The sequence below is a fragment of the Xanthomonas sp. BRIP62415 genome, assembly GCF_003993515.1.
Classification (GTDB): domain Bacteria; phylum Pseudomonadota; class Gammaproteobacteria; order Xanthomonadales; family Xanthomonadaceae; genus Xanthomonas; species Xanthomonas euroxanthea.
The window spans coordinates 23,415-48,604 of record NZ_QEZH01000023.1 but is presented as its reverse complement, the minus strand read 5'-3'; the positions used below and the strand labels follow the sequence as shown (position 1 = coordinate 48,604).

The window sequence follows — 25,190 nt, the reverse complement described above, 5'->3', positions numbered from 1 at the left end:
CACCTTGCAATTCACACGCTCGGGTGTTTGAATCCAGCGCCATGACACCGGGGTTCCGCCAGTTCTGTGTTTCCGCCCTGACCGCCAGCCTCAGCCTGGCGGTTTTTGCTGCGTGGGCCGGCGAAATCAAGGGTGTCGGTATCAGCACCGGTGCCACCGGCACGCGTGCGGAGATCCAGCTGGCCGGCAGCGGCGGATTCAAGACCCTGTCGCTGGCCAACCCCAATCGCCTGGTGGTGGATTTTCCCGATTCTTCCGGTGTGCGTGGCCTCAAGTTGCCGCCCGCAGCTGGCCTGGTGACCTCGGTGCGGACCGGCCAACCGGTGCCGGGCACCTTCCGGGTGGTCTTCGAGCTGGCGACGCCGGTCACGCCGTTGAAGCCGCAGATGCAGACGCTGGGCAGTGCGTCGACCCTGGTGATCGAGTGGCCGGGCGATTCGCCGGTCTCCGCCGGCACGGTGGCTGCCAACCCGACAACACCTGCGACGCCGCCGCCGCGCCCGGCCAATGCACAATCCGAGGCGGCCCGCGCGACCGCTGCGTTGGCGGCGTCTGCGCAGCGTGCGTCGGTGGTGCCGCCTGCGCCGGCGCCCGCACCGTATGTCCCTGCCTCGGCCATGCCCAGCGTGACCCCGGCGCCGGTACCGACGACGGTGGCCACCGGCGTGCCGACACCGCGTCCAGGCACGGCCGCGGCCGCGGTAACCACCAGCGCGTTCGCGCCAGCCGGCACTGCCGGCAACTCCTCCAATCGCACCGTCGCCACCGCCGGTACGTCGCCAGCACCCGCGATGACAGGCAACGCCGCATCGCCGGCTGCCATCTTGAATGGCGGCAATGCGCCGATGGGCGCCGCGTCGGGTAATGCCGTGACTGCCACACCGAATACCGCCGGCGGCGTTGCCGCGGCGGACAGCGACGATTTGCCGCCGCGTCCGGTACTGCCCAGCGAGGCCTCGCGGATCAAGATGGCACCCGGAATGCGGCCGCTGATCGTTGCGATCGATCCGGGACACGGTGGCCAGGATCCGGGCGCCATGGGCCCCACCGGCAAGCGCGAAAAGGATGTCACCCTGGCCGTCGGGCGTGAACTGGCGCGCCAGATCAACGCCACACCCGGCATGAAGGCCTACCTGACACGCGATACCGACGTGTTCATTCCGCTGCCGATGCGCGCGCAGAAGGCACGCGCCGCCAAGGCCGACATCTTCATCTCCATCCATGCCGACGCTGCCGAGAATCGCAGTGCGACCGGCTCGTCGGTCTATGTGCTGTCGACCAAGGGTGCTTCCTCGCAGCGCGCGCGCTGGCTGGCCGACAAGGAAAATGCCGCCGACCTGGTCGGCGGCGTGCGTCTGCAGCAGACCGAAAGCACGCTAGCCAATGTGCTGCTGGATCTGGCGCAGAGCGGCCACATGAAGGCCTCCGAGGATGCGGCAGGGCACGTGCTCGGCGGCCTCAAGCGGATCGGCAACAACCACAAGCCGCAGCTGGAACGCGCCAACTTCGCGGTGCTGCGCACCTCCGACATGCCGGCGATGCTGGTGGAGACCGCCTTCATTTCCAATCCGGACGAAGAGCGTCGCCTGATCGACCCGGCCTACCAGCGCAAGATCGCCGCGGCCGTGCTGGATGGCATCGATACCTTCTTCACCCGCCAGCCACCGCCAGGCACCTTGTTTGCCGCGCGCGCGCAGGCCGAAGCCGATGCCGGCGTCGGCACCGTGGCCGGCGGCAGCCGCTGAGCCGCTCGGCTATCATTCCGCACTGATTCCTTGATGACGGCGCCCGTGCGCCGCCGGATTGCCGTGCCGACGTCTGCCTTGCCTGTTACACCCTTGATGCTCCGCCCAGCTTGCGTCCAGCGCGAGCGCCTGCGCTGATGGCAATCCGTCAGCTCCCCGAGATCCTGATCAACCAGATTGCCGCCGGCGAAGTCGTCGAGCGGCCTGCGTCGGTGGTCAAGGAACTGGTCGAAAACGCACTCGATGCCGGCGCCACCCGCGTGGATATCGAGCTGGAAGAGGGCGGCGTGCGGCTGATCCGCATCCGCGACAACGGTGGCGGCATCACTCCCGACGAACTGCCGCTGGCGGTGTCGCGGCATGCCACCAGCAAGATCGCATCGCTGGACGATCTGGAGACCGTGGCCACGCTCGGCTTTCGTGGCGAAGCGTTGCCGTCGATCGCCTCGGTCAGCCGTTTCACCCTGATTTCGCGCCGCCACGATGCCGAACATGGCTCCGCGCTGGAGATCGACGGTGGCCGCCTGGGCGAGGTGATGCCACGTGCACACGCGCCCGGCACCACGGTCGAAGTGCGCGAACTGTTCTTCAACGTGCCGGCGCGGCGCAAGTTCCTGCGTGCCGAGCGCACCGAGCTGGGGCATATCGAAGAGTGGCTGCGTTCGTTGGCGTTGGCGCGGCCGGATGTGGAGTTGCGGGTTTCGCACAACGGCAAACCCTCGCGTCGCTACAAGCCGGGCGACCTGTATTCGGATGCGCGTCTGGGCGAAACCCTGGGCGAGGATTTCGCACGGCAGGCCTTGCGCGTCGATCACAGTGGCGCCGGTCTGCGGCTGCACGGCTGGGTCGCCCAACCGCATTACTCGCGCGCCAGTACCGACCAGCAGTATCTCTACGTCAACGGCCGCTCGGTGCGCGATCGCAGCGTCGCGCACGCGGTCAAGATGGCCTATGGCGATGTGCTGTTCCATGGCCGCCAGCCGGCCTACGTGCTGTTCCTGGAGCTGGATCCGGCGCGCGTGGACGTCAACGTGCATCCGGCCAAGCACGAGGTGCGTTTCCGCGAGGCGCGGCTGATCCACGACTTCGTCTACCGCACCTTGCAGGACGCGCTGGCGCAGACGCGCGCCGGCGCGATGCCCAACAGCAGCGCTACGGAAGGCACCGGCGATGCCGGCGCGGTGCCGGCGAGCATGCTCGATCGTCCAGGCTACGGAAGCGGAAGCAGCAGCAGTGGCGCCGGTGGTGCCGGCTACGGCCAGTGGACGCCATCGCAGACCCCGCTGGGCCTGCGCGTGGATGAGGCGCGTGCGGCCTATAGCGCGCTGTATGCGCCGCCGCCCAGTGGCGCGCAGCAGCAGGCGGCACGCTTGCCCGAGGGCGCGGGAATGGGCCTGCCGGCGACTGCCGCAGACAGCGGCGTGCCGCCGCTGGGCTATGCCGTGGCGCAGTTGCACGGCATCTACATCCTGGCCGAGAACGCCGAAGGCCTGATCGTGGTGGACATGCATGCCGCGCACGAACGCATCGGCTACGAGCGGCTCAAGAACGCGCACGACAGCATCGGCCTGCACGCGCAACCGCTGTTGGTGCCGATGACGCTGGCGGTGGGCGAGCGCGAGGCCGACACCGCCGAGCGCGAAGCCGACACGCTGGCCAGCCTGGGCTTCGAGGTCACCCGCGCCGGCCCGCAATCGCTGCACGTGCGCAGCATTCCCGCATTGCTTGCCAATGCCGACCCCGAGGCGCTGTTGCGCGACGTGCTTGGCGACCTGCGCGAACATGGCCAGAGCCGGCGCATTGCCGGGGCGCGCGACGAGCTGCTCTCCACCATGGCGTGCCACGGCGCGGTGCGCGCGAACCGGCGCCTGACTGTGCCGGAAATGAACGCACTGCTGCGCGACATGGAAATCACCGAGCGCTCGGGCCAATGCAACCATGGCCGGCCGACCTGGGCACGGTTTACGCTGGGCGAAATCGATCGCTGGTTCCTGAGGGGGCGCTGATGGCTGCATTGCACAGGGGGAACCGCTGGCTGCTCGGCACGCTGGTGTGTGCGGCGCTGGCCGGCTGCGGCAAGGACGCACCGCCGCCGGCGGCACCGGCCGCACTCGACAAGGCCTTCCTGGCCGACAACGCCGCCTGGCGCGAAGCGCGCCTGACCGAGCTGCGCGCGCCCGATGGCTGGACCAGCCTGGTCGGCCTGCACTGGCTGTCGCTGAAGGCGCACTACATCGGCAGCAGCGCCGACAGTGGCATCAGGCTGGCGGTCGGGCCGCCCAAGCTGGGCATGGTCGCCACCGAGGCCGACACGGTCTGGTTCGTGCCCGAGCGCGGCGCGGCCTTGAGCGTCGATGGCAAGCCGCTGACCGGCCGGATCCGCTTCCAGTCCGATCGCGACCCGCAGCCGACCTTCATCCATTTCGATGGCGGCAAGGGCGTGTTGAGCCTGATCCATCGCGGCGACCGCAACGCGCTGCGGGTCAAGCATGCCGACGCGCCGTCGCGCAGTCACTTCGCCGGGCTGGAGTACTGGCCGGCCGATCCGTCCTGGCGCATCAGCGCACGCTATGTGCCCAACGATGTCGGCAAGACCATTCCGATCGTGGACATCGTCGGCATCAGCAGCGAGCAGCCCAATGCCGGGGCCATCGCCTTCGAGCGCGATGGCAAGGCGTATCGGCTGCAGACCATCGGCGAACCCGGGCGGCCGATGTTCGTGGTGTTCGCCGACCGCACCAGCGGGCACGGCAGCTATCCGGCCGGGCGCTTCCTGGACCTGGACGTGCCCGACGCCTCCGGGCATGTGGTCCTGGATTTCAACCGTGCCTACAACCCGCCGTGCGCGTTCACTCCGTTTGCGACCTGTCCGCTGCCGCCGCCGGAAAATCGCATCGACCTGGCGGTATCGGCAGGCGAGAAAACCTACAAGGTGCCGCACTGACGTGGAGACAGCGACGTGGTAGAGGCAAGCATGCGCACCCGGCTGGCCGCCTGGTGCTGCGGCGCGGTGATCGCGCTGGGGCTGTGGGGCGGGGCAGCCGCGCCGACCTGGGCACGTGCCGGCCACGACACGCCTGCCGGTCCGCCGGTGCCGTTGTTGTGGAAGGTCGATGGCAAGGGCGGCACGCTGTATCTGCTGGGCTCGTTCCATGTGCTCAAGCCCAGCGATTACCCCTTGTCGCCGGATGTGATGCAGGCATTCGCCAAGGCCGACCGGTTGGTGTTCGAATTGCCGCCGTCCGATGCGCAATCGCCCGAACTGGCCGGCCGCATGCTGCAGGCGGCGCGGCGCAGCGACGGGCGTCGCCTGCAGGACGTACTCGATCCAAAGACCTGGCAGGCGCTGACCAGCTACGCACGCAAGCGCGGGATGCAGGTGGACAGCTTGCAGCCACTGGAGCCCTGGTTCGTGGCGTTGACGATCAGCCTGGCGGAGATGAGCCGGCAAGGCATGGATCCGGCTGCCGGCCTGGACCATTACCTGATGGCGCAGGCGCAAGCCCAGGGTAAACCGGCCGATGGGCTGGAGCGCGCCCAGGAGCAGATTGCCTTGCTCGACGGCATGTCGCCCACCGAGCAGCATCAGCTGCTGGAAGAGGCGCTGGACGACGCCGGCACCACGGATCAGCTGCGTCACTTGCACGCGGCCTGGCGCAATGGCGATGTGCACACCCTGTCCACGCAGATGGCCGAGCAGATGCGGCGGCACTATCCGGCGCTGTACCAGGACATCAATGTCGAGCGCAATGCGCGCTGGGTGCCGCGGCTGGAACAGCGGCTGGGCAAAGGGAGCGGGACCACGCTGGTGGTGGTCGGTGCGCTGCATCTGCTGGGAAGCGATGGAGTGGTCGAGCGCCTGCGCGCGCGTGGGTACCACGTGGAGCGGATCTGCGCGGCCTGCGCGGAGCAGGCTGGCCGCTGACTGGCGGCGCCGTGGAGCGTCTCACGCTCCAGGCGCCGCGCTTGCGTTACCCGCGGTTGCGGGTCTTGCCGGTGGTGCCGGCGCTACCGGCAGCAGTGCCGTGGGTGCCGGTGCCCATCGGGCCGCTGCCCATGCCGCTCGCCCCCGGCGGCGGCGTACCAGGGCCGCCCGGACGCCCGAAACCGGCGCCGAAGTTGCGCTGGAACTCCTGCCACAACTCCAGGTTGCGCTCGGTCAGCTGGTTCATCATCGCCCACGGGGTCTGCCCGAGCAGGTTGCCCATCTGCTGGCGGAACTGCTGCTGCTGATCCAGGAACACCTGCATGCTGCGCTCCAGGTAGTTGCCCATGAAGCCCTGCAGCGAGTCGCCGTAGAAACGGATGATCTGGCTCAGCAGCTGGGTCGACAGCATCGGCTCGCCGTCCTGTTCACGGTCGGCAATGATCTGTAGCAAGACGGCGCGACTGAGGTCTTCACCGCTCTTGGCGTCGCGTACTTCGAATTCTTCGCCGTCGATGATGAGCTGGCGCACATCTTCGATGGTGATGTAGCTGGAGATTTCCGTGTCGTAGAGACGGCGATTGGGATACTTCTTGATGATGCGAAGTCCGGCCATGGAACGTTCACTCACAACGATAGTGCGCGCAGGATGGCGCACCGCAGCAGCCCTTGCAACCGCCGCAAGGCCTTATTTTCTTAAGCGGACACCAAAAAAATGCTGCGCAGCATGATTTTCAAGGGTTTTTCATGCTGCATCGCGAAGTTGCAGCAAACGTTACCAGCCCATGTGGTGGCCGCCGTTGATATCCAGATTTGAGCCCGTGATCCAGGCGGCCTCTTCCGCCACCAGGAAGGCCACCGCATAGGCGATTTCCTCCGGGCGGCCCAGGCGGCCGGTGGGGATGTCGGCGACGATCTTGGCGCGCACCTCTTCCGGGACCGCCATCACCATGTCGGTGGCCACATACCCCGGCGACACGGTATTGACGGTCACCCCGAACGCGGCATTTTCGCGTGCCAGCGAGATGGTGAAGCCGTGCATGCCGGCCTTGGCGGCCGCGTAATTGGCCTGTCCGTATTGGCCCTTCAGGCCGTTGATCGAGCTGATCTGGATCACCCGTCCCCAGCCGCGCTGGCGCATGCCTTCGATCACCGGGCGGGTGACGTTGAAGACCGAGTTGAGGTTGGTGTTGATGACGTCATGCCATTGTTCGGCGGTCATGCGATGGAAGGTGGTGTCGCGGGTGATGCCGGCGTTGTTGACCAGAATTTCGATCGGCCCAAGCGCTGCCTGGACTTCTTCGACCAGGGCGCGCGCATGCTCGGAAGACGCCACGTCGCCGCGGAACAGGGCGATGTCGTAGCCCTGGGTCTGCATGCGCTGCTGCCAGGCCTGGGCTTTTTCGGCATTGCGGAAGTTGCTGGCCACCCGGTGGCCCTGGTCGGCCAGGCGCTTGCAGATGGCGGTGCCGATACCGCCGGTGCCGCCGGTGACCAATACGACGCGAGATGTCATGACGACTCCAATGGACAGGATAAGACGATGGCGGTCAGGGCACAGGCGCGCTGCCTGGCCCGATGCCGGTGCTGGGGCGCAATTCTAGTCACGCCGGGGCGGTGATGCGCGTCCGTTGGCATCCAGATACAGCTGCCGGGGCAACCGCTGCGGCAAAAAATGCTGCATCGCATGCTGCAGCACGGTGTCGAGCGCGGCACGGCGCGGCAATGCCGCCGGATCCTGTCCCAGGACCGCCCAGGCGGCGTGCAACGCCGGTTGTGGGTCTGCATCGTCCAGCGCAGGCGCGGCGTGCGACTTGGACAGCTTGCGGCCGGCGTGGTCCAGGATCAGCGGCAGGTGCAGATAGCGTGGCTGCGGCAGGCCCAGCGCGCGCTGCAGCAGCAACTGACGTGGGGTGGAATCGAGCAGGTCGGCGCCGCGCACGACATCGGTGATGGCCTGCGCGGCATCGTCGACCACCACCGCCAGCTGGTACGCCCAGTAGCCGTCGGCGCGGCGCAGCACCACGTCGCCGACATCGGCATGCACGTCCTGCACCACGTGGCCCTGCAGCGCGTCGTCGAAGCCGACCGGTGGCTGTGGGGGCACCCGCAGGCGTACCGCACGGCGGGCGCCCAGCGGCGCCACGCAGGCATGGTGGATGCCGCCCATGCCGGCAAGATCGGCGCGGCTGCAACTGCATTCGAAGGCCAGTCCCGCCTCCAGCAAGCTGGTGACGGCGGCGTCGTAGTGCGCGTGGCGGTCGGATTGATACAGCACCGGCAGGTCCGGGCGCAGGCCGAAGGCGGCCAGGGTGCGCAGCTGACGTTCGCAGGCGCCGGGCTCGGCGCGCGGTGGATCGATGTCTTCGACGCGCACGCACCACTGGCCACCGGCGTGCCGCGCGAGCAGCCAGCTGCCGAATGCCGCCAGCAGGGAGCCGAAGTGCAGCGGGCCGGTCGGGGAGGGCGCGAAGCGGCCGCGGTAGAGGAGGGCTGGCATGATCGGCTGAATCGTCGGTCAGGTGATCGCTTGATTTCAAGCGCTGACGACCGCAGATCCGCTGCAGGTCATCCTGCTCGCGTGGAGTCATCGCACCATGTTCAACCGCATTTTCCTGTTCCTGCTGACCAATTTTGCGGTGTTGATGCTGGCCGGCATCGTGATGTCGGTGCTGGGCGTCAATCCTGCGCAGATGAGCGGCCTGCTGGTGATGGCGGCCGTGTTCGGGTTCGGCGGCTCGTTCATCTCGTTGCTGCTGTCCAAGTTCATGGCCAAGCGCAGCACTGGCGCGCAGGTGATCACCGAGCCACGCACGCCGACCGAGCGCTGGTTGCTGGAGACGGTGCGCCGTCAGGCCCAGGCGGCCGGCATCGGCATGCCGGAGGTGGCGGTCTACGACGGCCCGGAAATCAATGCCTTCGCCACGGGCGCCAACCGCAACAACGCGCTGGTCGCGGTGTCCACCGGGCTGCTGCAGAACATGAGCCAGGACGAGGCCGAGGCGGTGCTGGGCCATGAAATCGCACATGTCGCCAATGGCGACATGGTCACCATGGCCTTGCTGCAAGGCGTGCTCAATACCTTCGTGATCGTGCTGGCACGCGTGGTCGGCGGCATCATCGACAGCGCCATGTCGGGCAACCGCGATGGTGGCCGCGGCTTTGCCTACTACATCATCGTGTTCGTGCTGGAGATGGTGTTCGGCCTGTTCGCGACGATGATCGCGATGTGGTTCTCGCGTCGCCGCGAATTCCGCGCCGATGCCGGTGGTGCGCAGCTGGCGGGTCGCGGCAAGATGATTGCCGCACTGGAGCGCCTGTCGCTCAACCACGGCCAGAGCACCTTGCCCTCGCAGGTGCAGGCCTTCGGCATCTCCGGCGGTGTGGGCGACGGGCTGCGCCGGCTGTTCCTGAGCCACCCGCCGCTGGCCGAGCGCATCGCCGCGTTGCGTGCCGCCAACGGTGCGGCGATGTAAGACGGCCTTGCCAGATGCCCGCGTGGCGCATTGGTTCACGCCAGCCAACAAAAAACCCGCAGCACGCGGGTTTTTTGTTGGCTGGCGCGAGGTGCCAGCGATGCGGCTGCAGGCCTCAGCCGAACTCGTAGTTCATCAACGGCCCGGTCGGTGCGACGAAATCGCCTTGCACATAGTCCACCCCCGCGCTGAAGAAGCTGCTCATCGACTGCGCATCGGCCACGAACTCGGCCACGGTGAGGATGCCGGCCGGCTGCGCGCGCGAGGTGATCTCGCGGATCTTTTCCTGGCTTTCGCGGGCCGAGGCCACTTCGCCGGTGATGCCGCGATCGAGCTTGAGGAAGGCCGGCTGGAAATGCGCCAGCAGCTGGAACGAATCCAGGCCCGAGCCGAACTGTTCCAGCCCGACCTTGCAGCCCATCGCCGACACCGCCGCCAGGAACTGCTGGGCGTTGCGCAGGTGCGTGAACACCTTCGATTCCGGCGTCTGCAACCACAGCCGTTCGCCCGGCACGCCATACACGGCCAGCTGCTCGCGGATGATGTCGACCATCTGCGGATCGGAAAACGAGTTGGGCCCGATGCGTACCAGCAGGTGCGTGGCGTGTCCCGCACGCTGCCGCTCGCCAAGCTGGCGGATCGCGCGCGCCACCACCCAGCGGTCGATCTCGGTGATCAGATCGTGTTCTTCGGCGATCGCCATGAAGGCGTTTGGCGACATCATCTCGCCGTTGCGCTCCAGCCGCAGGAAGACCTGATACAGCTCCAGCGGCTCGCCCTGCAGGTTGAGCACCGGCTGGTAATGCAGCAGGAAGCCGTCGCCGGCCAGTGCCTCGCGCAGCTGTTGCACCCAGCGTTCGATGCGTTCCTCTTCGGCCCGGTCGGCCGCTGCCGGGTCGTAGATGCTGACTGCATTGCCGCCCAGCTCGGCGGTGGTGCGTACCGCCTCGGTACCGCGGTTGAGCACCTGCCCGATGCTGGCGATCTTCTCGCCGATCTGCACGCCGCCGATGCTCACCGTCACCGTGGCCGAGCGCGCGCCAATGCTGAAGACGTGCTGCGCGAACGCGTCGCGCACCAGTTCCGCCAATGCGTGCGTGCGCGCGTAATTGCCGTCCATCAGCAACGCGAAGCTGTGCTCGCCGAAACGCGCGGCGACCACGCTGTCATCGGTCACGCTGGCCACATGCGCGGCCAGGGCGGCGATCAGCGCGTCGGCCGAATCCAGGCCGATCTCGGGCAGCAGGCGCGCGTAATGGTCGGGCTCGATCAGCAGGAAGCCGGACTGGCCTTCGCTGCGGCCGGCGCGCGCCACCGCCTGTTCCAGCGCCACCATGAAGGCGGGGCGGTTGAGCAGGCCGGTGACCTGGTCGCGCTGACGCAGGTCCTCGACCTCGCGCGCCAGCTCCGGGTCGAATTCCTCGCGGCGGCGGAACACCACCTGGATGCACGGCTCGCCTTCATACGTGGCGGTGGCGAACTCCATCGTCGCCGGGAAGGTGTCGCCTTCCAGCCGGCGCGCGTCGACCTTGTACTGCGCCGGCGGCGGCTCGCCCTTGGACATCGCCTTGAGCAACTGCTTGAAATCGTCGACGTACTGCGCGGCGATCATGTCCAGCAGCGACACGCCCTCGACATCGTCGAACGACTCGAAGCCGAACATGTCCAGGTACGCCTCGTTGGCACGGATATGCATGCCTTCGTGCACATAGGCAATCGGGTCGCGCGAGGAGGCGATCAAGGCATCGCAGCGCCGTTCGGTTTCGCGCATCTGTGCCTCGATGCGGCGCAGCCCGCGGCGTGCCTGCAGGTCGGCCCATTCCGAGCGCACCAGCGCCAGCAGGTGTTCGGGGCGATGACGCAGCACGATGGCGCGGATGCCATGCGCGGCGGCCTCGACCAGCGCGTCTTCCTCGATCCGCTCGGCCAGCAGGATGATCGGGATGTCCTTGCCGCTGCCGGCGATCTGCTGCTGCAACACAGTCATCGGGATCTGCAGCGCCTGCCCGTACAGGGCCAGGTCGATCTGCCCCGACAGCATGCTGGCGAGCTCTTCCGGGGTCTGCGGTCGCGATGGGCGCACCGCGATGCCGCCGTTGCGCAACGCGGTCACGATCGCCTCTGCGCCTTCGACGCTGTCGTCGACCATCATCAAGCGGAGGGTGAGATCTTTACCTTTTTGCATGCGCGTTTCCCTGGCGACGGGCTTTAATATACGAAGGAACTCGACTGCGTCCATGTCTGTGGACAAGGCCGCAGCCGGGGTGAGACTCAGGCCACGTTTCCGCCTGAGGACGTCGCATCAGGCTACGCTCCCGGCGGCGTGACCGGACGCCCATGCCCACTGAAAGTTGTAGCCGCCCAGCCATCCGGTCACATCCAGCACCTCGCCGACGAAGTACAGGCCGGCCACCAGGCGCGACTCCATGCTCGCACTGGAGACCTGGTGGGTATCGACACCGCCCAGCGTTACTTCAGCGGTGCGATAGCCTTCGGTTCCACTGGCGATCAGCGGAAAGGCGGCCAGCAGGTCGGCGGCGGCCTGCAACTGCGGCGGGTCGAGCTGGCGGACCGGCTTGTCCGGCAACCACACCTCGCACAGGCGCTGGGCAAACCGCCGTGGCAGCACGTCGGCCAGCACGTTGCGCAGCTCGGTGGCGCCCCGCTGGCGTTTTTGTTCGCGCAGCCACGCGGCGGCGTCCTGGCCCGGCAGCAGGTCCAGGCGCAGCTCGTCGCCGGGTTGCCAGTACGAGGAGATCTGCAGGATGGCCGGGCCGCTGACGCCGCGATGGGTGATCAGCATGAAGTTGCGGAAGCTGGCGCCGTTGCACTGCGCCTGGACCGGTACCGCCAGCCCGGACAGATCCTGCAGCCGCTCCTGGTGCTTGCCGCTCAAGGTCAGCGGCACCAGCCCGGCGCGCGTCGGCAACAGCGTGTGGCCGAACTGCTGGGCCAGCGCGTAACCGAAGCCACTGGCGCCCATGCTCGGGATCGACAGCCCGCCGGTGGCCACGATCAGCGACTGCGCCTGCACGCGTCCCTGGCTGGTCTCCACGGTGAAGCCATCGCTGTCACGCTGCACCGAATGCACCTTGCAGTCGGTACGCACCTGCACGCCGGCCGCGTCGCATTCGTCCAGCAGCATGCGCACGATCTGCTTGGACGAGATGTCGCAGAACAGCTGGCCCAGCTCTTTCTCGTGATAGGCGATGCCGTGGCGCTCGACCATCTCCACGAAATCCAGCGGGCTGTAGCGGGCGAGGGCGGACTTGCAGAAGTGGCGGTTGGCCGAGAGGAAGTTGCCCGGGGTGGTGCCGGTGTTGGTGAAGTTGCAGCGCCCGCCACCGGACATCAGGATCTTCTTGCCGACCTTGTTGGCATGGTCGATCACCAGCACCTGGCGGCCGCGCCGGCCGGCGGTGAAGGCGCTCATCAGTCCGGCCGCGCCGGCGCCGACGACCAGCACGTCGCAACGCGTGCTCATTCGGCCGGAGCTTGCCGCACCATCGGGGTCAGGGTGACGCTGCCGTGGTCGGCCAGCATCTGCACCTCGCCGTCCTGGATGATCACATCGAAGCGCATGCCGCGCTGGATCAGCGCGCCCAGCGCTTCGGTGGCCTGCGACTCCAGTTCGAGCACCCGCAGGTTGCGGTGCCGGCCCAGCGCGTTGGCATGCTTCTTCCACCAGGTTTCGGTGGCCTGGCCGCCGTAGCCGATCACCACCACCTCGCGCGAGCGGTTGCAGGCCTTGCGCACGCGGCTCTCGTCCGGCTGGCCGAGGTCGATCCACAGGTCCGGGTCGCCGGTGTAGTCGCGCCGCCACAGGTCGGGTTCGTCCTCGTTGCTGAGGCCGCGGCCGAATTCCAGGCGGTCGTCGGCAAACAGCGCGAACGCCAGCAGCCGCACCATCAGGCGTTCGTCGGTTTCGGAGGGGTGCTGGGCCAGGGTCAACGAATGGTTGGCGTAGTAGCCACGGTCCATGTCGCTGATCTGGAGTTCCGCCCTGCGGACGGTGGCGGTAAGGGCCATCAGGATGCCGGTTGCAAAGGGCGCCCATGATACGCCCCCGCTGCAACCCCGGCGTGCGGCGCTCAGCTGCGCGCCACCTCGGCCAGCCAGCGGTCCAGCTGGGCGGCAAATGCCTGACGGTCGCGCGGATGCAGGGCCGCAGGCCCGCCAGTGACGACGCCGGCGCCGCGCAGTTCCTCCAGAAAGCCGCGTACCGACAGGCGCTCGTTGATGCTGTCGCTGGTAAACGGCTCGCCACGCGGGCTGACGGCGGCCGCGCCGGCCTGCAGGACGCGGGCAGCCAGCGGGATGTCCTGGGTGACGACCAGGTCGCCCGCAGCCACCCGTCCGGCAATGAGGTCGTCGGCCGCGTCCGGCCCTCCGGGGACCTGCAGCGCACGCACATGCGCCAGGCGAGGGGTCTGCAGGAAATGATTGGCGACCAGTGTCACGGCCGCGCCGGTCCGTGCGGCAGCGCGGAAAAGAATGTCGCGAATGACTGCCGGGCAGGCGTCGGCATCGACCCAGATCTGCGGGCGGGACGGCGGGGGAGGCGTATTCATGTGCTGAAATCGGGAGGGAAAGGGCCTGACAGGTGGTCGGATCCGGCCTGACAGTAAAAAATTTGACGCAGGGTGTCGCTTTTTGCTGGGAACACGAGTACTGTGCACGCACTGTGTTTGCAAGGGTCACCGTGAATCGTGGCCTGATGCAGCCGGATCGTTACAGATCTCGCTTCATCGTTCCGCTTTACCAACGCCTGCAACTCAGTCTCAGCTCCGGCTTTTCGGACGCTGCGATTTATCCATCTATAGTTCAGGAGTTTGTAAATGTCAGATCGTCAGAGCGGTACCGTGAAGTGGTTCAACGATGCCAAGGGCTTCGGCTTCATCACCCCGGAAAGCGGCCCGGACCTGTTCGTGCATTTCCGTGCCATCCAGGGCACCGGCTTCAAGTCGCTGCAGGAAGGCCAGAAGGTGACCTTCGTCGCCGTGCAGGGCCAGAAGGGCATGCAGGCTGACCAGGTGCAGGCGGTCTAATCCGTCTGCAACCGTAAGGTTGCCAAAACGCCGGTCGCGCAAGCGACCGGCGTTTTTTATTGGGCGCGATCTGATCGATGCGCTAGAGCCGGGCAGATCGACCCGCGCAGGTGAGCGCAGCGACGACACGCGGCTCGGTAGCATAGGTGCTTTCCGCGCGCAGTCCCTGCCATGATCACTGTCCACCATCTCAACAATTCCCGTTCCCAGCGCGTGCTGTGGCTGCTGGAAGAACTGGCGCTGCCGTACCAGATCGTCCGGCATGAGCGCGATCCCAAGACCATGCTGGCACCGGCGGCCTTGCGCGCCATTCATCCGCTCGGCAAGTCGCCCATCGTCGTCGACGGCGATCTGACCGTGGCCGAGTCCGGCGCGATCCTGGAGTACCTGACCGAACGCTACGACACCGAGTGCGCCTTGTCGCCGTCGCCGCGCCCGCTGGAGTCGCCGGAGCGCCTGCAATTCCGCTACTGGATGCATTACGCCGAAGGCTCGGCGATGCCGCCGTTGCTGATGACCCTGATCTTCGGGCGCATTCGCAGTGCGCCGATGCCGTTCTTCGCCAAGCCGATCGCACGCGCCATCGTGGACAAGGCGATGGCGGGCTTTGTCGGTCCGCAGCTCAAGCTGCACCTGGACTGGATGGAGCAGTCGCTACAGGCACGCGAGTGGTTTGCCGGCGAGCGTTTCACTGCGGCCGACATCCAGATGAGTTTCCCGGTGCAGGCGGCTGCTGCACGCGGCGGCGGGCTGGAGAGCTATCCACGGCTGCGTGCCTTTCTCGCGCGCATCGAAGCGCGCCCGGCATATCAGGCCGCGTTGAAGAAGGGCGGCCCGTTCGCGCTGATGGGGCGCAAGCCGGCCGGGTGACATTGCGGTCGCCGTGTCTACCGTGCGCCCACAGAAGCTGCAGGTCACCGTGCCTTGACGGTGTCCTGCCAGGGTTGGCGACTCCCGACTCCCGGCTCCCCAATCCGTTACCGCCCCATCACGGCGCCCGACACTGCCGCAGGAACTGCAACGTGTCGCGCAGCACCGGCGAGCGCTCGGGTGATTTGCGCAGTGCCAGCACCAGGCCGAGATGGCCCATGCCCGGGTAGATCTTCAACTCGGCCGTGCCCCCCGTGCGTTGCAGGGCCTGCTGCAGCGAGGTGCTGTTCTGCAGCTCGACCACGTGGTCGGCATCGCCGTGCAGCAACAGCATCGGCGGTTCATCGCCGCCAACGAAGTGCACCGGCTGCGACTGCTGTTGCGTCTGCGGCGCCTCGCCGAAGATCTCCACCAGTTCCGGGTCGCTGGTGGGCAGGAAATCGTACGGCCCGGCCAGCCCCACCACCCCGCACAGCTGGCGGGGCTGCAGGCCTTGCGTCTGCAGCCAGCGCGCATCGGTACCCAGGAGCGCGGCCATATGCGCACCGGCGGAGTGGCCCATCACCGCCAGGCGCGTCGGGTCGCCGCCATAGGCGTGGGCATGCCGATAGCCCCAGCCGGTGGCAGCGGCGGCATCGGACATGAAGCCTTGCGGCCCCACCTGCGGATACTTGCGATAGTCGGCCACCATCGCCACCACGCCCTGGCGCGCGAGCGCACGCCCGACCCAGCGATAGTTGGCGCGCGTTCCGCGCTTCCAGGTGCCGCCATAGAAGAACACCACCACCGGTGCATCCACCGCGCCACGCGGCTGGTAGACGTCCAGTGCCAGATCATGCGCCGCATCGAACACCTGGTCGCGATGCTCGACGATGCCGTCGCGGCTGGATGCGGCGTTGATGCCACCGAAGAACACGCTGCTGCAGGCGGTCAGCGTCAGCGAACCGAGCAACAGGAGGGCGGGGCGAAACCAGCGATAAGCGCGCGAAGGCATGGGCGATGTCTGTCGAAGGGCAGGGAGGAATAACGCTGTGGTTGTCGCCAGCATGTGCAGGACGAGTCCGCTTGCTGGCGGCCAGCTGATCGAAGATACGGTACGTGCGCAAAGCCGGATGCGTGGTTGCCCATGCGAAGTTCATTGTCGTTGGCCTACGCTGGCAGCCATGACGACCCTGCAATTTGACAACCGCCTGCGCCAGCAGCTGCCTGGTGATCCGGAACAAGGTCCACGCCGCCGCGAAGTGCGCGCCGCATGGTCGGCGGTGGCGCCGACACCGGTCGCCGCGCCGCGCCTGTTGGCGTATTCGGCAGATGTCGCGCAACGGCTGGGGCTGGACGCCGCGGAGATCGGCAGTGCGCGCTTTGCCGAGGTGTTTGCCGGCAATGCGGTGTATCCGGGCATGCAGCCATGGGCGGTCAATTATGGCGGCCACCAGTTCGGGCATTGGGCCGGCCAGCTGGGCGATGGCCGGGCGATCTCGCTGGGCGAGGCGATCGGGGTCGATGGCGGCCGCTACGAGCTGCAGCTCAAGGGCGCCGGCCCGACGCCCTACTCGCGCGGGGCCGATGGCCGGGCGGTGCTGCGCTCGTCGATTCGCGAATTCCTGTGCAGCGAAGCGATGCATCATCTGGGTGTGCCGACCACACGCGCGCTGAGTCTGGTCACCACCGGCGATGCGGTGGTGCGCGACATGTTCTACGACGGCCGGCCGCAGCGCGAACCGGGCGCGATCGTGTGCCGGGTGGCGCCCTCGTTCATCCGCTTCGGCAATTTCGAGTTGCCCGGTGCGCGCGGCGATCTTGCGCTGCTGCGGCAATGGGTGGATTTCACCATCGCGCGCGATTTCCCGCAGCTGGAAGGTGCCGGTGAGGCGTTGTACGCGGCATGGTTCGCGCAGGTCTGCGAGCGCACTGCGGTGATGGTGGCGCACTGGATGCGGGTGGGCTTCGTGCACGGGGTGATGAATACCGACAACATGTCGATCCTGGGATTGACCATCGATTACGGCCCCTATGGCTGGGTCGACGACTACGACCCGGACTGGACGCCAAACACCACCGACGCGCAGGGGCGTCGCTACCGCTTCGGCACCCAGCCTCAGGTCGCCTATTGGAACCTGGGGCGCCTGGCGCAGGCGCTGGCGCCGCTGTTTGCCGACCAGGCGCGGTTGCAGCAGGGCCTGGACCGCTTCCGCGATACCTACCTGGCCTGCGACCGCCACGACACCGCTGCCAAACTGGGCCTGGCCGACTGCCGCGACGAGGATCTGCAGTTGATCGATGCGCTGCGCGCGCTGATGCTCGACGCCGAGATGGACATGACGCTGACATTCCGCGGCCTGATCGCGTTCGCGCAGGAAAATCCTGATCCGGATCCATTGCACGAGGCGTTCTACGACCAGGACAAGCGCCTCGCGCATGCCGCGCAGCTGCAGGAATGGCTGCAGCGCTACGCCGAGCGGCTGCAGCAGGACACGCTGTCGCCGGATGCGCGGCGCGAACGCATGCGCCTGGCCAACCCGCGTTACGTGCTGCGCAATTATCTGGCGCAGCAGGCGATCGACTTGGCCGAGCAGGGCGATCCATCCGGCGTGCAGGAATTGCTGGAGGTCATGCGCCGGCCCTACGACTACCAGCCGGGCCGCGACGCGTTTGCCGCGCGGCGGCCGGACTGGGCGCGCGACCGCGCCGGTTGCTCGATGCTGTCGTGCAGTTCCTGACGCGCTCAGATGCAGGTATGTCGTAAACCCAGCGTCGTCAGGCCGCGCAGCCTAGAATAGGGGCGTCCCCACCGGCCCTGATGCCACTGCCACCATGACTGACTGCACCCGCTGCGCCGGCACCCATTCTTCCGGACCCAATCAATGGTCCGAGCGCATCCGCGACATCGCCGATTTTCCCAAGCCGGGCATCGTCTTCAAGGACATCACGCCGCTGCTGTCCGACGGCCCGGATTTCGCTTCCGCGCTGGACGAAATGGCGCAGCCCTGGCGCACCACGCCGCTGGATGCGGTGCTGGGCATCGAAGCGCGCGGTTTCATCCTGGGAGCAGCCCTGGCGCGCGAACTGCGCACCGGCTTCGTGCCGGTACGCAAGCCCGGCAAGCTGCCCGGGCGGACGCTGATCCAGGAATATGCGCTGGAATACGGTACCGATCGCATCGAGATGCACGAGGATGCGTTGCCGCGCGGTGCCCGTGTCTTGATCGTCGACGACGTGCTGGCCACCGGCGGTACGCTGCGCGCGGCCTTGGGTCTGGCCGCACAGCTGGAACTGGAAGTGGTCGGCGCGGCGGTGCTGGTCGAGCTGCTGGCGCTGCAGGGCCGCGAGAAGTGGGCCAACGATGTACCGCTGCTGGCCACGCTGAGCTATTGATCCAGGCCTCTTTCCGACTGCGCGTCTCGCTGCTCTGACGGCCTGCAAACCGGCGCAACGGTCGTGCCGCCGTGTGCAGATCGCCCATGTGTGCCAGCGTGCGCATCCCTGTGGATCCCGCGGCGGGTGCTGTCGCCGCCGCGCGATCGATTGGTCGGCAGGATCTCTGCCGCAGCTTGGTTACAGCTTGCTGACCCGGAACCGGCGGCCCTTGATCTTGCCCGCATGCAGATGAGCCAGTGCCTTGGCGACGTGCGCGCGGGCGATGGCGACATAGGAGCGCGTGGGGTAGATCGCGATCTTGCCGATCGCCGCGCCCGAGAGCCCGGCTTCGCCGGTCAGTGCGCCGAGGATGTCGCCGGCACGCAGCTTGTCGGTCTTGCCGCCATCGATGCGCAGCGTGGTCATGGCCGCCTGCGGCAGCTGCGCGGGGCGGGCGGTGGCCAGCGGTGCGCGCGACCAGGTCAGCGGCTGGCCTTGTTCGGCTTCCAGCGCCTGCGCGCGGCCGGTCTCGCGCGAGGCCACCAGGCTGAGCGCCAACCCGCGCTTGCCGGCGCGTGCGGTACGGCCAATGCGGTGGCGGTAGGTCTCGGTATCGGTGGGCAGCTCGTAGTTGACCACGGCCGACAGGTCTTCCACGTCCAGCCCGCGTGCGGCCACGTCGCTGGCCACCAGCACGTTGCAGCTGCGGTTGACGAAGCGCACCAGCACTTCGTCACGGTCGCGCTGTTCCATGTCGCCATGCAGCGCGAGCGCGGAAAAGCCGAACTCCTGCAGCGAGCCGGCCACTTCGTCCACTTCCTTGCGGGTATTGCAGAACACCACGCTGGATTCGGGATTGAAGCGCAGCAGCAGGCCGGCGACGGCCTTCTGCCGGTAGGTCGGGTCGACCTCGAAGAACTGCTGGTCGATTTCCGGCGCGTTGTCGGCGCCTTCGACGGTGATTTCGATCGGGTCCTTCAGGATCTCGCGCGCCAGCGTGCGGATGATGTCCGGGAAGGTGGCCGAGAACAGCAGGCTCTGGCGGTGCTTGTCGCAGCGGCTGGCGATCTCGCGGATGGGTTCCTCGAAGCCCATGTCGAGCATGCGGTCGGCCTCGTCCAGCACCAGCGTGCGCACGCCGCCCAGATGCAGGGCGCGCTTTCGGGCCAGTTCCTGGATGCGGCCGGGCGTGCCGACCACCACTTGCGGGTCATGCGCTTCCAGCGAGGCCAGTTGCGGGCCCAGCGGCATGCCGCCGGTGAGCACCACCAGCTTCATGTTGGGGATGCCGGTGGCCAGCTTGCGCAGCTGCTTGCCGACCTGGTCGGCCAGTTCGCGGGTGGGGCAGAGCACCAGCGCCTGCGCACGGGTCACTGCCGGATCGAGCTTTTGCAGCAGGCCCAGCCCGAAGGCGGCGGTCTTGCCGCTGCCGGTCGGCGCCTGGGCGATGACGTCCAGCCCCTGCAGGATCGGCGGCAGGCTCTGCGCCTGGATGGGAGTGAGGACGGTGTAGCCAAGGGCGTCGATGCCGGGGGCCAGGGCCGGCGACAGCGGCAGCGCGGAGAATTCGTTCATGGCGCATTTTAGCGGGAATCGGGAGTGGGGAATGGGGAATCGCAACGGCGAGGCTTTTTCCATTCCCGATTCACCATTCCCGATTCCCGTACAATCAGCGCATGCCCTTAATCACTCTGCAAAGCGTCGACTACAGCGTCGGCGGCCCCTTGTTGCTGGAAAAAACCGACCTCACGATCGAGCCGGGCGAGCGTATCGCCCTGATCGGCCGTAACGGCGCCGGCAAATCGACCTTGATGAAACTGATTGCCGGCGAGCTCAAGCCCGACGACGGCGAAGTGCGCGTGCAACAGGGCGTGCGCATCGCGCGGCTGGAGCAGGAAGTGCCGCAGGGCACCGGCGGCAGCGTGTTCGACGTGGTGGCCGACGGCCTGGGCGAGCTGGGTCATTGGCTGGCCGAGTTCCATCAGCTCAGCCATGCCGAGGTGTTCGATGCCGATGCGTTCGGCAAGGTGCAGGCCAAGATCGATGCAGCCGAAGGCTGGGCGCTGGATCAGCGCGTCAGCGAAACGCTGACCAAGCTGGAACTGGACGGCGATGCGGAGTTTGCGCGGCTGTCCGGCGGCATGAAGCGGCGCGTGCTGCTGGCGCGCTCGCTGGTGTCCTCGCCGGATGTGCTGCTGCTGGACGAGCCGACCAACCACCTGGACATCGAAGCCATCGACTGGCTGGAGTCGTTCCTGAAGAACTGGAACGGCAGCGTGTTGTTCGTCACCCATGACCGGCGCTTCCTGCGTGCGCTGGCCACCCGCATCGTCGAGATCGATCGTGGCCAGGTCACCAGCTGGCCGGGCGACTGGGCCAATTACGAGCGCCGCCGCGAAGAGCGGCTCAATGCGCAGGCGCAGGAAAATGCGCGCTTCGACAAGATGCTGGCGCAGGAAGAGATCTGGATCCGCCAGGGCATCAAGGCGCGGCGCACCCGCGACGAAGGCCGCGTGCGGCGTCTGGAATCGATGCGCAACGAGCGTGTGCAACGCCGCGACCTGACCGGCAACGTGCGCATGGAAGTCTCGCAGGGCGAGTCCTCCGGCAAGAAGGTGATCGAGGCCAAGGAGGTCGGCTTCGCATTCGGTGCGCGCACGATGGTCAAGGATTTTTCGACCATCATCCAGCGTGGCGACCGCATCGGTCTGATCGGTCCCAACGGCAGCGGCAAGACCACCTTGCTCAAGCTGTTGCTGGGCGATCTGCAGGCGCAGCACGGCGAGATCCGCATCGGCACCAATCTGCAGATCGCCTACTTCGACCAATACCGTTCCACGCTGCGCGAGGACTGGAGCGCGATCGAGAACGTGGCCGAAGGCCGCGATTTCATCGAGATCAACGGCAAGCGCAAGCATGTACATGCGTATCTGCAGGACTTTTTGTTCACGCCCGAGCGCGCCCGTGCGCCGATCACCCGGCTGTCCGGTGGCGAGCGCAATCGGCTGCTGCTGGCACGCCTGTTCGCGCAGCCGTCCAACCTGCTGGTGATGGACGAACCGACCAACGATCTGGACGTGGAAACGCTGGAACTGCTGGAAGAGCTGCTCGGCGAGTACACCGGCACCTTGTTGCTGGTCAGCCACGACCGCGACTTCCTCGACAACGTGGTGACCTCCACCTTGGTGATGGAAGGCGAGGGCCTGATCGGCGATTACGTCGGCGGGTACAGCGATTCGTTGCGTCAGCGTCGCACCCCTGCACCCAACGCGATGGCGGTTGCCAAGGCATCGGCAACGGCGGCGGCGACCACGCCGGCGGCGGCTGTGGTGCCGGCCGATGCCGCGCCCAAGCGCAAGCTCAGCTACAAGGACGCGCGTGAGCTGGAGCAGTTGCCGGCGTTGATCGAAACCCTGGAGCAGCAGGTCACGGCACTGACCGAGGCCATGAACGACCCGGCCTTCTATCAGCGCGACAGTGCGGCGATGGCCGCGCACACCGCCGCATTGGGCGCCGCGCAGGCGCAGCTGGATGCGGCGTTCGCGCGCTGGAGCGAACTGGATGGTTGACGATCGGGCCGGCGCGCGACTGCATGCCGGCCCTGTGGAGGTGCGGTGCCGATAGCTGGCACCACAGATCCATGACGCGGTGGCAGGCGTTGGGGCCGCGCGTCAGGTAAAACGCGAGATAGATGCCCGCCGCCACTCACCGATCGCCCGCGCAGTGTCGGTCTTGGCCTGTTCCGTGATCGCAGGCTGGTCTTGCAGACCGCGCCTAGTCGCAGGCACTGGCAGGTGCCACGAACGCCGCGAACGTGTGCCCGCGCGTGGCCCAGGCGGTAGCGGCCTGGTCGAGAATATCCAGCAAGGTGTCGCGGTCGTTCGGCGCAGTGCGCGCGAGTGCGTCGGCGCCGTCGATCAGCAGCGCATAGCCCTGCGCTGCCGGCAGCCACGCCAGGTCGCGCAAGGCATCGGAGAGCGCGTCCCAGTTGCGGCCGAAGCTGGCCGGGAAGTCCAGTTGGGTGGCCAGGCGCATCAGCAACCTGTGCTTGTCGCTGCAACCGGCCAGGTCCACGCGCAGGATGTGCAGGCCGGCATCGCGGGCGAGCGCGGCCATGGTGTCCAGATCGTCGGTGTCGGCTTGGTAGACGCCCGATTGCTGCGGGTCGGACAGATCCAGCGCGAAGTCGCCTGCGCTCATGGCGTGCGCTCCGGGGCCGGGCCCTGGAACGATTTGAAACTCTGGTAATGATCGTCGCTGTAATACCACGCCTGCGGCGGCGTACCGCCGGTGACGATGCGCCGCGCGCCGCGATCGGGGCTGCCTGGCGTTTCCACGGTGTATTCGTGGTAGTAGCCGCGTGGGCGCGCGGGCAGGTGCTGCTCATGATTGCCGAAGACGCTGCCGTCTTGCGGATGCGGGAACGGGCCGCCGCGCTGGATCAGCACGATCGTGGCCATCGCTTCGGTCGGCAGGAACCCCGGCAACTCGTGCTGCAGGGATGGCCGTTCGGCCGGTACCGCCGCGGCGATCGGCGCGCTCAGCTGCGGCGCGAAGTGCGGCTTGGGCGTCTGCAGCGCACGCATGCCCCACAACCCGGCCACGAGCAGCACGATGGCGACGATCAGCAAAGCGGGCTTGCGCATGAAAACGTTCCGGAAGCGACGGTATGGAAGGCAGGGCAAGTATGCCGTTGCCCGACTGTGTCGACTTTGAATGCATAGCTGCGCCGGTCCGGTTCACGCCCAAGTAACCGGGGCATGGTGCAAGGTGTGCAGCGAACACGACGCGGCATGCGATGGGATGAAGTTTCCCTGCCACCACCCTTGGTAAGCGCCGCCGCCGTCCTTACCATCTACCCCGCAACGCCCGGTCTTCGCCGGGCGGCACGTCCAGGAGACACCCATGGCTTACACCCTTCCGCAGTTGCCCTACGCCTACGACGCGCTGGAACCCAACATCGATGCGCAGACGATGGAAATCCATCACACCAAGCATCATCAGACCTATATCAACAACGTCAACGCGGCGCTGGAAGGGACTGAGTACGCCGATCTGCCGGTGGAAGAGCTGGTGTCCAAGCTGAAGAGCCTGCCGGAAAACCTGCAGGGGCCGGTGCGCAACAACGGTGGCGGCCACGCCAACCATTCGCTGTTCTGGACCGTGCTGTCGCCCAATGGCGGTGGTGAGCCCAAGGGCGAGGTCGCCAAGGCGATCGACAAGGACCTCGGTGGTTTCGAGAAGTTCAAGGAAGCCTTCACCAAGGCCGCCGTCAGCCGTTTCGGCTCGGGCTGGGCCTGGTTGAGCGTGACCCCGGACAAGAAGCTGGTGGTGGAGAGCACCGCCAACCAGGACAGCCCGCTGTTCGAAGGCAACACTCCGATCCTGGGTCTGGACGTGTGGGAACACGCGTACTACCTGAAGTACCAGAACCGCCGCCCGGAATACATCGGCGCGTTCTACAACGCGGTGAACTGGGAAGAAGTCGAGCGCCGCTACCACGCTGCGATCGCCTGACGTCCTGCTTGAGCGCTGAATCCTGTGTAGCGCTCTACCAGTGACATCCAACGTACAAGGCCGGGAGCGATCCCGGCCTTGTGCATTCTGCTGCACGCTGTGATGTAGGAGCGACCCTGGTCGCGAGAGGCTTTACCGGGAAAGCCCCTCGCGCTCGGGCGCGCTCCTACATCGTGCGGCGCCATTGGTTGGGGTTGAGCTGGAACGTACAAGGCCGGGAGCGATCCCGGCCTTCTGTGTTTTGCTGCACGCTGTTGTAGGAGCGACCCTGGTCGCGAGAGGCTTTACCGGGAAAGCCCGTCGCGCTCGGGCGCGCTCCTACGTTGTCGGCGGCGATTGGAGCTCGGCTCTCAGGCAGAGATCAGAACTTGGCGTCGAACTCGCGGGCGTAGCCGGTGTTGACGATGACCTTCTGCAGGGCGTCGCTGATCTTGATGTTGCCGGCCACGATCTGCTGCGTTTCCGGACCCATGTTGTCCATCCGCGGCGGGGTGGCGCCCTTGTAGTCGCAGACGCGGCCACCGGCTTCGCGCACCAGCAGCACGCCGGCCGCGATGTCCCAGGCTTTGACGCCGGCTTCGAAATACGCATCGGCGCGGCCACAGGCCACATAGGCCAGGTCCAGTGCGGCAGAACCGGTACGACGCACGTCTTCGGCCTGCACCAGCAGCGCATCGACGCACTTCAGCTGCGCACTGATGCGTGCGCGCTCGCGCGGCGGAAAGCCGGTGTGGACCATGGCGCCTTCCAGGTCCTTGCGTTCGGCAATGCGGATGCGACGGTCGTTGAGCACTGCGCCGGCGCCGCGGCTGGCGGTGAACAGCTCGTTGCGCAACGGGTCGAAGATCACCGCATCGGTCGGCTCGCCATTTTCCACCAGCGCGATGGACACGCAGTAATGCGGGAAGCCGCGCAGGTAGTTGCTGGTGCCATCCAGCGGGTCGATGACCCAGGTGTAGCGGCCACTCTTGCCGCCTTGCACGCCGCCTTCCTCGCCGAACACGGCGTACTCGGGGTAGCCGCGCTTGAGTTCCTTGATGATGACCTTCTCGGCATCGGCATCGACTTCGCTGGCGTAGTCCATGCGGCCTTTCTGCACCACATTCAGCGCATCGAGCTTGTTGATGCCGCGCAACAGCACATTGCCGGCGAGGCGGGCGGCTTTGACCATGACGGTGACGGCGGGTTTCTGCATGGTTAAAGCTCCCGTGAAGGCAGAATCGAAAATGGCGAAGGTAAAAGAGCGGTCCGG

General features: G+C 67.0%; 23 protein-coding genes. 11 read left to right on the top strand and 12 right to left on the bottom strand.

Annotated features, from left to right (window positions below):
- The first annotated feature begins 41 nt into the window (after window positions 1-41).
- The 4 genes from EO141_RS07915 (at window position 42) to EO141_RS07900 (ending at window position 5,670) form a co-directional block, all read left to right on the top strand.
- Window positions 42-1,745 carry an N-acetylmuramoyl-L-alanine amidase gene (locus EO141_RS07915; protein ID WP_127168909.1) on the top strand — a complete coding sequence of 568 codons (1,704 nt, stop codon included), beginning with the start codon at window positions 42-44 and terminating at the stop codon, window positions 1,743-1,745.
- A gap of 137 nt (window positions 1,746-1,882) precedes the next feature.
- Window positions 1,883-3,751: a DNA mismatch repair endonuclease MutL gene (gene mutL, locus EO141_RS07910; RefSeq protein WP_127168908.1), complete on the top strand. Its 1,869-nt coding sequence runs from the start codon at window positions 1,883-1,885 to the stop codon at window positions 3,749-3,751.
- Window positions 3,751-4,689 (top strand): DUF1684 domain-containing protein, encoded by a 939-nt coding sequence (locus EO141_RS07905; protein WP_164739115.1) that lies wholly within the window; start codon window positions 3,751-3,753, stop codon window positions 4,687-4,689. The genes mutL and EO141_RS07905 overlap by 1 nt, the downstream gene beginning before the upstream one ends.
- Before the next feature lie 30 nt (window positions 4,690-4,719).
- The gene (locus EO141_RS07900; RefSeq protein WP_127168907.1) at window positions 4,720-5,670 is read left to right on the top strand and encodes a TraB/GumN family protein; all 951 of its coding nucleotides are present in this window, start codon (window positions 4,720-4,722) and stop codon (window positions 5,668-5,670) included.
- 46 nt (window positions 5,671-5,716) lie between these two features.
- On the opposite strand, the gene phaR is transcribed toward EO141_RS07900, so the two are convergent.
- From phaR to gluQRS, 3 genes are all read right to left on the bottom strand, one after another.
- The gene (gene phaR / locus EO141_RS07895) at window positions 5,717-6,286 is read right to left on the bottom strand and encodes a polyhydroxyalkanoate synthesis repressor PhaR (protein WP_127168906.1); all 570 of its coding nucleotides are present in this window, start codon (window positions 6,284-6,286) and stop codon (window positions 5,717-5,719) included.
- Between the two features lie 159 nt (window positions 6,287-6,445).
- A complete protein-coding gene (locus EO141_RS07890) occupies window positions 6,446-7,186 on the bottom strand; it encodes a beta-ketoacyl-ACP reductase (RefSeq protein ID WP_126947308.1) in 741 nt (246 codons plus the stop codon).
- 84 nt (window positions 7,187-7,270) lie between these two features.
- Window positions 7,271-8,170 (bottom strand): tRNA glutamyl-Q(34) synthetase GluQRS, encoded by a 900-nt coding sequence (gene gluQRS, locus EO141_RS07885; protein ID WP_127168905.1) that lies wholly within the window; start codon window positions 8,168-8,170, stop codon window positions 7,271-7,273.
- 97 nt (window positions 8,171-8,267) lie between these two features.
- Between gluQRS and htpX the strand changes: the two genes are divergently transcribed.
- Window positions 8,268-9,146 carry a protease HtpX gene (htpX, locus tag EO141_RS07880; protein WP_119131434.1) on the top strand — a complete coding sequence of 293 codons (879 nt, stop codon included), beginning with the start codon at window positions 8,268-8,270 and terminating at the stop codon, window positions 9,144-9,146.
- 115 nt (window positions 9,147-9,261) lie between these two features.
- Here the strand turns inward: htpX and EO141_RS07875 are convergent, their stop codons facing one another.
- From EO141_RS07875 to EO141_RS07860, 4 genes are all read right to left on the bottom strand, one after another.
- On the bottom strand, window positions 9,262-11,331 hold the full coding sequence (locus tag EO141_RS07875) for an EAL domain-containing protein (protein WP_126945445.1): 2,070 nt from the start codon (window positions 11,329-11,331) through the stop codon (window positions 9,262-9,264).
- Between the two features lie 117 nt (window positions 11,332-11,448).
- A complete protein-coding gene (locus tag EO141_RS07870; protein ID WP_115676883.1) occupies window positions 11,449-12,630 on the bottom strand; it encodes an NAD(P)/FAD-dependent oxidoreductase in 1,182 nt (393 codons plus the stop codon).
- Window positions 12,627-13,175, bottom strand: coding sequence for a YaeQ family protein (locus tag EO141_RS07865; protein ID WP_104582185.1), 549 nt, complete (start codon window positions 13,173-13,175; stop codon window positions 12,627-12,629). Before EO141_RS07865 ends, EO141_RS07870 begins: the two co-directional genes overlap by 4 nt.
- Window positions 13,176-13,237: 62 nt before the next feature.
- A complete protein-coding gene (locus tag EO141_RS07860; RefSeq protein ID WP_127168904.1) occupies window positions 13,238-13,717 on the bottom strand; it encodes a YaiI/YqxD family protein in 480 nt (159 codons plus the stop codon).
- A gap of 267 nt (window positions 13,718-13,984) precedes the next feature.
- On the opposite strand from EO141_RS07860, the gene EO141_RS07855 reads away from it, so the two are divergent.
- Together EO141_RS07855 and EO141_RS07850 are read left to right on the top strand one after the other, a co-directional pair.
- Window positions 13,985-14,194 carry a cold-shock protein gene (locus tag EO141_RS07855; protein ID WP_006451993.1) on the top strand — a complete coding sequence of 70 codons (210 nt, stop codon included), beginning with the start codon at window positions 13,985-13,987 and terminating at the stop codon, window positions 14,192-14,194.
- Between the two features lie 171 nt (window positions 14,195-14,365).
- Window positions 14,366-15,064, top strand: coding sequence for a glutathione S-transferase (locus tag EO141_RS07850; RefSeq protein WP_115676885.1), 699 nt, complete (start codon window positions 14,366-14,368; stop codon window positions 15,062-15,064).
- A gap of 118 nt (window positions 15,065-15,182) precedes the next feature.
- Here EO141_RS07850 and EO141_RS07845 read toward each other — a convergent pair whose 3' ends face one another.
- Window positions 15,183-16,058: an alpha/beta hydrolase gene (locus EO141_RS07845; protein ID WP_127168903.1), complete on the bottom strand. Its 876-nt coding sequence runs from the start codon at window positions 16,056-16,058 to the stop codon at window positions 15,183-15,185.
- A gap of 169 nt (window positions 16,059-16,227) precedes the next feature.
- On the opposite strand from EO141_RS07845, the gene EO141_RS07840 reads away from it, so the two are divergent.
- A complete protein-coding gene (locus EO141_RS07840; protein WP_127168902.1) occupies window positions 16,228-17,784 on the top strand; it encodes a YdiU family protein in 1,557 nt (518 codons plus the stop codon).
- A gap of 94 nt (window positions 17,785-17,878) precedes the next feature.
- Window positions 17,879-18,439, top strand: coding sequence for an adenine phosphoribosyltransferase (locus EO141_RS07835; protein WP_104582190.1), 561 nt, complete (start codon window positions 17,879-17,881; stop codon window positions 18,437-18,439).
- A gap of 180 nt (window positions 18,440-18,619) precedes the next feature.
- Here EO141_RS07835 and dbpA read toward each other — a convergent pair whose 3' ends face one another.
- Complete coding sequence (gene dbpA / locus EO141_RS07830; protein WP_104649036.1) at window positions 18,620-19,996, bottom strand: ATP-dependent RNA helicase DbpA; 1,377 nt, start codon at window positions 19,994-19,996, stop codon at window positions 18,620-18,622.
- Window positions 19,997-20,097: 101 nt separating this feature from the next.
- Between dbpA and EO141_RS07825 the strand changes: the two genes are divergently transcribed.
- Entirely contained in the window at window positions 20,098-21,990 is a 1,893-nt protein-coding gene (locus tag EO141_RS07825) for an ATP-binding cassette domain-containing protein (RefSeq protein ID WP_104582192.1), read from the top strand.
- A gap of 205 nt (window positions 21,991-22,195) precedes the next feature.
- Here the strand turns inward: EO141_RS07825 and EO141_RS07820 are convergent, their stop codons facing one another.
- Both EO141_RS07820 and EO141_RS07815 read right to left on the bottom strand, forming a co-directional pair.
- Entirely contained in the window at window positions 22,196-22,621 is a 426-nt protein-coding gene (locus tag EO141_RS07820; protein ID WP_119131439.1) for a barstar family protein, read from the bottom strand.
- Complete coding sequence (locus tag EO141_RS07815; RefSeq protein ID WP_127168901.1) at window positions 22,618-23,067, bottom strand: ribonuclease; 450 nt, start codon at window positions 23,065-23,067, stop codon at window positions 22,618-22,620. The genes EO141_RS07820 and EO141_RS07815 overlap by 4 nt, the downstream gene beginning before the upstream one ends.
- 259 nt (window positions 23,068-23,326) lie before the next feature.
- On the opposite strand from EO141_RS07815, the gene EO141_RS07810 reads away from it, so the two are divergent.
- A complete protein-coding gene (locus tag EO141_RS07810; RefSeq protein ID WP_104582195.1) occupies window positions 23,327-23,938 on the top strand; it encodes a superoxide dismutase in 612 nt (203 codons plus the stop codon).
- 361 nt (window positions 23,939-24,299) lie between these two features.
- On the opposite strand, the gene EO141_RS07805 is transcribed toward EO141_RS07810, so the two are convergent.
- Window positions 24,300-25,133 carry an inositol monophosphatase family protein gene (locus tag EO141_RS07805; protein WP_016905058.1) on the bottom strand — a complete coding sequence of 278 codons (834 nt, stop codon included), beginning with the start codon at window positions 25,131-25,133 and terminating at the stop codon, window positions 24,300-24,302.
- Window positions 25,134-25,190 lie beyond the last annotated feature (57 nt).

What these genes read in the sequence shown, in the direction of transcription:
- EO141_RS07915 (WP_127168909.1), top strand. Translation starts at nt 42, where the DNA reads ATGACACCGGGGTTCCGCCAGTTCTGTGTTTCCGCCCTGACCGCCAGC.
- mutL (WP_127168908.1), top strand. Translation starts at nt 1,883, where the DNA reads ATGGCAATCCGTCAGCTCCCCGAGATCCTGATCAACCAGATTGCCGCC.
- EO141_RS07905 (WP_164739115.1), top strand. Translation starts at nt 3,751, where the DNA reads ATGGCTGCATTGCACAGGGGGAACCGCTGGCTGCTCGGCACGCTGGTG.
- EO141_RS07900 (WP_127168907.1), top strand. Translation starts at nt 4,720, where the DNA reads ATGCGCACCCGGCTGGCCGCCTGGTGCTGCGGCGCGGTGATCGCGCTG.
- phaR (WP_127168906.1), bottom strand. Translation starts at nt 6,286, where the DNA reads ATGGCCGGACTTCGCATCATCAAGAAGTATCCCAATCGCCGTCTCTAC.
- EO141_RS07890 (WP_126947308.1), bottom strand. Translation starts at nt 7,186, where the DNA reads ATGACATCTCGCGTCGTATTGGTCACCGGCGGCACCGGCGGTATCGGC.
- gluQRS (WP_127168905.1), bottom strand. Translation starts at nt 8,170, where the DNA reads ATGCCAGCCCTCCTCTACCGCGGCCGCTTCGCGCCCTCCCCGACCGGC.
- htpX (WP_119131434.1), top strand. Translation starts at nt 8,268, where the DNA reads ATGTTCAACCGCATTTTCCTGTTCCTGCTGACCAATTTTGCGGTGTTG.
- EO141_RS07875 (WP_126945445.1), bottom strand. Translation starts at nt 11,331, where the DNA reads ATGCAAAAAGGTAAAGATCTCACCCTCCGCTTGATGATGGTCGACGAC.
- EO141_RS07870 (WP_115676883.1), bottom strand. Translation starts at nt 12,630, where the DNA reads ATGAGCACGCGTTGCGACGTGCTGGTCGTCGGCGCCGGCGCGGCCGGA.
- EO141_RS07865 (WP_104582185.1), bottom strand. Translation starts at nt 13,175, where the DNA reads ATGGCCCTTACCGCCACCGTCCGCAGGGCGGAACTCCAGATCAGCGAC.
- EO141_RS07860 (WP_127168904.1), bottom strand. Translation starts at nt 13,717, where the DNA reads ATGAATACGCCTCCCCCGCCGTCCCGCCCGCAGATCTGGGTCGATGCC.
- EO141_RS07855 (WP_006451993.1), top strand. Translation starts at nt 13,985, where the DNA reads ATGTCAGATCGTCAGAGCGGTACCGTGAAGTGGTTCAACGATGCCAAG.
- EO141_RS07850 (WP_115676885.1), top strand. Translation starts at nt 14,366, where the DNA reads ATGATCACTGTCCACCATCTCAACAATTCCCGTTCCCAGCGCGTGCTG.
- EO141_RS07845 (WP_127168903.1), bottom strand. Translation starts at nt 16,058, where the DNA reads ATGCCTTCGCGCGCTTATCGCTGGTTTCGCCCCGCCCTCCTGTTGCTC.
- EO141_RS07840 (WP_127168902.1), top strand. Translation starts at nt 16,228, where the DNA reads ATGACGACCCTGCAATTTGACAACCGCCTGCGCCAGCAGCTGCCTGGT.
- EO141_RS07835 (WP_104582190.1), top strand. Translation starts at nt 17,879, where the DNA reads ATGACTGACTGCACCCGCTGCGCCGGCACCCATTCTTCCGGACCCAAT.
- dbpA (WP_104649036.1), bottom strand. Translation starts at nt 19,996, where the DNA reads ATGAACGAATTCTCCGCGCTGCCGCTGTCGCCGGCCCTGGCCCCCGGC.
- EO141_RS07825 (WP_104582192.1), top strand. Translation starts at nt 20,098, where the DNA reads ATGCCCTTAATCACTCTGCAAAGCGTCGACTACAGCGTCGGCGGCCCC.
- EO141_RS07820 (WP_119131439.1), bottom strand. Translation starts at nt 22,621, where the DNA reads ATGAGCGCAGGCGACTTCGCGCTGGATCTGTCCGACCCGCAGCAATCG.
- EO141_RS07815 (WP_127168901.1), bottom strand. Translation starts at nt 23,067, where the DNA reads ATGCGCAAGCCCGCTTTGCTGATCGTCGCCATCGTGCTGCTCGTGGCC.
- EO141_RS07810 (WP_104582195.1), top strand. Translation starts at nt 23,327, where the DNA reads ATGGCTTACACCCTTCCGCAGTTGCCCTACGCCTACGACGCGCTGGAA.
- EO141_RS07805 (WP_016905058.1), bottom strand. Translation starts at nt 25,133, where the DNA reads ATGCAGAAACCCGCCGTCACCGTCATGGTCAAAGCCGCCCGCCTCGCC.